7 protein-coding genes are annotated in these 6,000 nt (G+C 64.5%); 3 read left to right on the top strand and 4 right to left on the bottom strand.

What is annotated here, in order from left to right; genetic code table 11:
* The first annotated feature begins 27 nt into the window (after positions 1–27).
* The gene (locus tag MTR65_RS15490) at positions 28–279 is read left to right on the top strand and encodes a hypothetical protein (protein WP_039390519.1); all 252 of its coding nucleotides are present in this window, start codon (positions 28–30) and stop codon (positions 277–279) included.
* Positions 280–501: 222 nt separating this feature from the next.
* On the opposite strand, the gene MTR65_RS15485 is transcribed toward MTR65_RS15490, so the two are convergent.
* The gene (locus tag MTR65_RS15485; RefSeq protein WP_243801752.1) at positions 502–2,580 is read right to left on the bottom strand and encodes an NAD(+) synthase; all 2,079 of its coding nucleotides are present in this window, start codon (positions 2,578–2,580) and stop codon (positions 502–504) included.
* Positions 2,581–2,894: 314 nt separating this feature from the next.
* Between MTR65_RS15485 and MTR65_RS15480 the strand changes: the two genes are divergently transcribed.
* The gene (locus MTR65_RS15480; protein WP_039390515.1) at positions 2,895–3,311 is read left to right on the top strand and encodes a SufE family protein; all 417 of its coding nucleotides are present in this window, start codon (positions 2,895–2,897) and stop codon (positions 3,309–3,311) included.
* Between the two features lie 31 nt (positions 3,312–3,342).
* Positions 3,343–3,702: a YbaN family protein gene (locus tag MTR65_RS15475; RefSeq protein WP_226635165.1), complete on the top strand. Its 360-nt coding sequence runs from the start codon at positions 3,343–3,345 to the stop codon at positions 3,700–3,702.
* 4 nt (positions 3,703–3,706) lie between these two features.
* On the opposite strand, the gene MTR65_RS15470 is transcribed toward MTR65_RS15475, so the two are convergent.
* The 3 genes from MTR65_RS15470 to MTR65_RS15460 all read right to left on the bottom strand — a co-directional run bounded on the left by MTR65_RS15470 (position 3,707) and on the right by MTR65_RS15460 (position 5,842).
* On the bottom strand, positions 3,707–4,276 hold the full coding sequence (locus MTR65_RS15470; protein WP_243801750.1) for a DUF924 family protein: 570 nt from the start codon (positions 4,274–4,276) through the stop codon (positions 3,707–3,709).
* Positions 4,277–4,284: 8 nt separating this feature from the next.
* On the bottom strand, positions 4,285–5,244 hold the full coding sequence (locus MTR65_RS15465) for a formate/nitrite transporter family protein (protein ID WP_226635169.1): 960 nt from the start codon (positions 5,242–5,244) through the stop codon (positions 4,285–4,287).
* 79 nt (positions 5,245–5,323) lie between these two features.
* Entirely contained in the window at positions 5,324–5,842 is a 519-nt protein-coding gene (locus MTR65_RS15460) for a sterol desaturase family protein (protein ID WP_039390512.1), read from the bottom strand.
* Positions 5,843–6,000 lie beyond the last annotated feature (158 nt).

Below are 6,000 nucleotides of genomic sequence, written 5' to 3'. Positions count from 1 at the left end.
CTCGCCCATACATAAGGTATCACGACAATGAGTTTCTGGACGGCCGTGGTGGTCATGTTCGTCATCGGCTGCATTACCTGGCTGCGCGCCAAGAAGCTGCACCTGCCCTCCGAACGCTCGGACCATGGCCGCACCATCGGCCGCCGCGATCCCCACGAACAGGAACTCGAGGACGAGATCGCCCAGCTGCGCGAACGCATCAACGTCCTCGAACGCATCGCCACCGACGAACGCCGGGGCAAGGATCTTGCAAAAGAGATCGAGAGTTTAAGGGATTGAATAAGTCCGAGGGCCATCGCCCTCGGGCTCCCATAACTGTCTGGGGCCGTTCATGCCGCCACGTGGCGTAGGAATGGTGAGGTCGGGAACAAGATGTTGGGGGCGAAGCCCCCTTTTTTTATCCCGTGGCTTCGTCTTTCAACGCATTACTGCCTGCAGAAGCCACCCTCACCGATTCCGGGAGCCCGAGGGCAATGACCCTCGGAACCTCCCTTTTCTTCATTATCCCTCCAGAGGCACCTTCGCATCCAGCTCCGCCAGCCACACCTCGGCCCGGGCATCCGACGGCGCGCGCCAATCCCCGCGCGGGCTGAGCGCCCCGCCCGAGGAGACCTTGGGTCCGTTGGGGATCGCCGAGCGCTTGAACTGGCTGAAGGCGAAGAAGCGGCGCAGGAACTTCTCCAGCCACGCACGGATCACCGGCAGGTCATAGGCCACGCGCCGGTCGGCGGGATAGCCGTCGGGCCATTGGCCCTGCGCGGCGTCGTGCCAGGCGTGCCAGGCAAGGAACGCGACCTTGGAGGGCGTCTGGCCGTAGCGCATGATGTGGTGAAGGAAGAAGTCGTTGAGGGCGTAGGGCCCGATCTTCTCTTCGGTGCTCTGGATCGCGCCGTCCGCGCCGGCGGGCACGAGTTCGGGCGAGATCTCGGTGTCGAGGATGGCGTGGAGGATCGCCCCGGCCTCGGCCGCGAAGTCCTCGCCATCGGCGCACCAGCGGATGAGATACTGGATCAGCGTCTTGGGGACGCCCGCGTTGACCGCGTAGTGGCTCATCTGGTCGCCCACGCCGTAAGTGCACCAGCCCAGCGCCAGTTCGGACAAATCCCCGGTGCCGATCACGAAGCCGCTGTGCTGGCTGGCAAGGCGGAAGAGGTAGTCGGTGCGAAGCCCCGCCTGGACGTTCTCGAACGTGACGTCGTAGACCGGCTCGCCATCGGCAAAGGCGTGGCCGATGTCTTCCAGCATGCGCGTTGCGGCCGGGCGAATGTCGATTTCCTCGGCCGTGATGCCCAGCGCATCCATCAGCTTCCAGGCGTTCGACTTCGTCCCCTCGCTCGTCGCGAAGCCGGGCATGGTGTAACCCCGGATAAAGGTGCGCGGCAGGCCCAGGCGGTCGCAGGCGCGCGCGGCAACGATCAGCGCGTGGGTCGAATCGAGCCCGCCCGAAATCCCGATGACCATCGACTTCGAGCCCGTCGATTCCAGCCGCCGCATCAGGCCATCGACCTGGATGTTGAACGCCTCGTAGCAATCCGCGTCGAGCTTTTCCGGGCGGTTGGGCACGAAGGGGAAACGGCGGATCGGGCGCTGGAGGCCGATATCGCCGCGCACCGGCGCATGGCGGAAGGGGACGGTGCGGAAGGTCTGCGCGGGCGATCCGGCAAGTTCAGCCGCATCGGCAAAGGTCGGCAGGCGCAGCCGGTCGCCGACGATACGTTCGCAGTCGATATCCGCGATGCACAACTGGGGCTCGAGCGCGAAACGCTCGGACTGCGCGAGGCACTCGCCCAGTTCGTAGACGATGCCCTGACCGTCCCAGGCCAGGTCGGTCGTGCTCTCGCCATGCCCCGCCGCGCAATAGACATAGGCTGCGGACGTACGCGCGGACTGGGCCTTGCACAGCGCGTGGCGTTCGTCCGACTTGCCGATAGTGATGTTGGAGGCCGAGAGATTGCACAGGATCGTCGCCCCGGCGAGCGCGCCCAGCGTGCTGGGGGGCGTGGGCGCCCAGACATCCTCACAGATCTCGACAAAGAAGCGGAAATCCTTGAGCACTTCGGATGCAAAGACGAGATCGACGCCGAACGGCACGTTTTGTCCGGCCACCGTGATCGACTGCCCGCACACCGCCTTGCCGCTTGCGAACCAGCGCTTCTCGTAGAACTCGCGGTAGTTGGGGAGGAAGGACTTGGGCACCACACCCAGGAGCTTGCCGTGTGCGATCACCACCGCGCAGTTGTAGAGGCTGGAGCCGTGGACCAGCGCGGCCCCCACCAGCAGCACCGGCGAAAGCGAGGCGCTGGCCGCGACAAGCTCGGCGAGTGCGGCATCCACCGCCGCGATCAGTGCGCCCTGCAAGTGGAGGTCATCGATGGCGTAGGCCGAAAGGCACAGCTCGGGAAAGACGAGAAGATCGACATGCGCGTCATGCGCGCGCCGCGCTTCCGCCAGGATCGCATCGCGGTTGAAGGCGACATCGGCGGGCCGCACATGCGGGGTCGAGGTCGCGACGCGCACGAAACCATGCTCGTGCAGCGAAAAGAAGGGATGGCTGCGGTCGGCGGCGGCAGAAGCGTTCATGGCCTTTTCCCTGACAGGAACCGCGCGCAGGTGCAATTGGCGTGATGCGTGAGGCCGAAAAACAGGAGGAAGCAGGAAGAAATTTCCGAGGGCCATCCCCCTCGGGCTCCCCAAAACGGGCGACCTCACCTTTCTCAGCCAGGGTGGCGCGCGGAAGGTGAGGTCGCCCGTTTGGGGGTCAAGGGGTGATGACCCCTTGAATCCGTCTTTTCTTCGTCTCTGACTGTCTCTTTATTTCGATTGCAGCGCTGTCGTGCCGCGCCGCTCGCCCAAGCCCCCTTGCCCTGTGGCGACAGGGCCCTAAATGACGTTGCATGCGCAGCCTTGATGACATCCGCGAAGAGTATGAATTCCTTGAGGGCGATGAACGCTATCGCCTGCTGATCGAGCTGGGGCGCGAGCTGGACCCGATGCCCGACGCGCTCAAGACCGACGCAACCAAGGTGCGCGGGTGTTCGGCCTCGGTCTGGGTCTACCCCACCGAAGCGGAAGGCGGCACGCTCCACTTTCTGGCGGACAGCAACGCGGCGATCACCAAAGGCATCGTCGCGCTCGTCATTGCAGGCGTGCAGGACAAGCCCGCCGCCGAGGTTGCCGAGACCGACATCGTCGCCGCGCTGGAACCCTTCGACCTCAGGAACCAGCTCTCCTCGAACCGCACGCAAGGCGTTCCCAACATGATCGCGCTGATCCGGGAAACTGCGGCGCGCTACGCGGACCCGCAGTCTTGACCCATCCTTCATCCGACCCGGGCGCGCGAGCTTGAAAAAGGTCAAGCGCTCGGTCTGGATGCTTGGCGGCGTGCTGTTCGTGGCGCTGGGCACCATCGGCATCTTCCTGCCTGTCATGCCCACGGTCGTGTTCTACATCGCGGCCGCCTGGTGCTTCTCCAAGAGCCACCCGGAATGGGCCGAGCGGCTCTACAACCACCCCAAGCACGGCCCCCATCTCGTTGCCTGGCGCGACCGGCGGGCAATCAGCCGCAAGGGCAAGGTCTCGGCCATCCTCGCGATGAGCGCGAGCATCCCCTTCACCTGGTTTGTCGTGGGTTTCCCGCTGGCCTTCATCCCGGTGGGCGTGCTCGCCGTGCTGGGCCCATGGATCTGGACCCGGCCCGAATAGCCTCTCAGGGTCCCTGACGCGTCTTCAGGAATTCCTCTTCCTCGTGCGTCGATGAGCGCTGCAAGGCCGCGTTGCGATAGGGAAAGCGGCCATAGGCGGCAATATCGGCTTCGTGCGAGCGCGCAAAGGCGAGAAGCTCCCCGGCAAAGCGATGCAAGTCTTCAAAGCATGCCACGCTTCGGGCCTGAAGCGCTGTGTCTTCGGCGTGCATGAGCGGCATGTAGAAGAAGTGGCGATGGGCAAACCCGAGCTGCGCGTCCACCCCTGCCTCCAGCCCCTCCAGCACGAGCTCCTGCGCCCGGCGATCTGCGGCAAAGGCCTGCGCGGTGTCGCGGTGAATGTGGCGCGAGAACTGGTCCAGCACGATCACCAGCGCCAGACGCCCAAGAGGGGTCTCGGCCCAGCCATCACAGGCGCCTTCCAGCGCCTGCGCATGGACCGCACCAAAGCGCGCGCGCACCTTTTCATCGAGCTGCACACCGCCCCCGAACCAGTCGCCGGGGGTCAGTTCGCGAAACCAGAAGTCAAGAACGCGGGTCGCCCCGGCGTCGAGCGGAGGTGTGCGCGGCGTCATGTGCGGCCTCAGATCTCGGCGTGGATCTGGCCGTAGGAGAGCATCGCGAAAAGTCCGGTGCCCCCGATCACGTTGCCCGCGAAAGTCGGCAGGAGATAGCCGGTAAAAGCCGCCTCGATGGACTTCTGCCCGTCAATGACAAGCATGAACATCTCGGTCGAGCCCGCAATGACGTGGGTAAAGCCGCCCGCCGCGATGAGCGCGGTGAAGACCATGATGACCCACAGCTCGAAGCCCTTGGAACTGGGCAGCATCCACACCAGCCCCGCGATGAAGAAGCCTGCCGGAATGCCCTTTACCAGCGCGGTCCAGCCTTGCGACTGCGCGGCGTGTTTCGAGACCTCGAGCATGGCGGTCACATGGCTGCTCGCCTCGGCATCGCCTCCGTCGGACATCACCATCACGAAGAAGGCGGTGAGGAAGGTGCCGATGAAATTGGCGGTGAGGACGATGGTCCAGAGCCGGGCGGAGAGGCCCAACTTGCCCCAGCTCGGCTCGGACAGCATCGGCAGGACCACGCTCAGCGTGTTCTCGGTGAAAAGCTGGAGGCGCGAGAGGATGACGAGGATGAAGCCCACCGAATAACCCAGGCTCGAGACGACCCAGCGGTTCGGACTGCCTTCCAGCGCCTCGTAGAGAAGCGCCTGTGCGAAGACCGAGGTCGAAATGCCGATCCCGGCGGCAATGCCCGACCACCACAGCGAGGAGGTCGGACGGCGCAGTTCCTCCTCGCCCTCGCTGCGGATGATCGAAAAGACGGTGAGTGCGGACAGGCGGCTGTGCGCGGACACACGGCGGCGTTCGCGGCGGGTCAGGGTGGAATTGCCGCTTTCGATTTCACGCTCGACGTTCTCACGCTCGGCCTTCTGTTCGGCGCGGCGCAGTTCCTCCTCGCGTTCTTCCTCGGTTTGCTCCGCCTCGGCAGGACCGGAAGAGGTCCCTGCACCGGAGCCGGCGGTATCGATCACGTTCGGATGTCTCCTGAAAGATCTGGAACGCCTGTAACGCGCCAGATCGTGGCAGGTTGCCGTTTGTGTGACCTTTTGCTCAGTCCTCCACCGCCTCGCGCACCACCGCGATGCCCCGGCGGCGCTGCTCCTTGAGCTCCTGCTTGAGCCGGACAGGGTCGCGCGCCACGACGAAACCGAAGCTGACCCCACCCTCCTTGCCGATCGTCGCATGGTGCAGCTTGTGCGCCTGAACCAGACGCTTGGCGTAGCCGCGCTTGGGCACCCAGCGGAAATAGCGCTGGTGGACGAGGCCATCGTGGATCAGCGTATAAATGATGCCATACACGAGGATGCCAAGGCCAATCCACGTCCCCGGCCACCAGGCGTGCTGGCCCATGACCAGCGGCGAGCCGAGCGCGAACATCGAGATGCTCATCCCCGCGCCTACCAGCGCGTAGAGGTCGTTCTTTTCCAGCAGCTTGTCGTGCGGCTCGTGGTGGTCGCGGTGCCAGCCCCAGCCAAAGCCGTGCATGATGTACTTGTGGCTCGACCAGGCGACCAGCTCCATGGCGGCGGCGCTCGCAAGAACGATGAGAATGGCGATAAGAACAGTCACTCCTTTCTCCTAGACCGATGCAGCGCCCGTGTCAGCGCCTGATCTCATGCCGTTCATCGCATCTTCGTGGCGCAACTTGTCCCCTTAGCGGGTTGAAAAATACGCCGTTCGTCCTCCTGCCGGATAAATCAAACACATGGCCTGCGCTGTACTGCTTG

This window comes from Novosphingobium mangrovi, from assembly GCF_022818885.1.
GTDB classification, from domain to species: Bacteria; Pseudomonadota; Alphaproteobacteria; order Sphingomonadales; family Sphingomonadaceae; genus Novosphingobium; species Novosphingobium mangrovi.
This window is presented reverse-complemented; position numbering and strand designations above follow the sequence as displayed.

Coding starts and splice junctions, on each gene's coding strand:
- MTR65_RS15490 (WP_039390519.1), top strand. CDS start 28: ATGAGTTTCTGGACGGCCGTGGTGGTCATGTTCGTCATCGGCTGCATT.
- MTR65_RS15480 (WP_039390515.1), top strand. CDS start 2,895: ATGCGCAGCCTTGATGACATCCGCGAAGAGTATGAATTCCTTGAGGGC.
- MTR65_RS15470 (WP_243801750.1), bottom strand. CDS start 4,276: ATGACGCCGCGCACACCTCCGCTCGACGCCGGGGCGACCCGCGTTCTT.
- MTR65_RS15485 (WP_243801752.1), bottom strand. CDS start 2,580: ATGAACGCTTCTGCCGCCGCCGACCGCAGCCATCCCTTCTTTTCGCTG.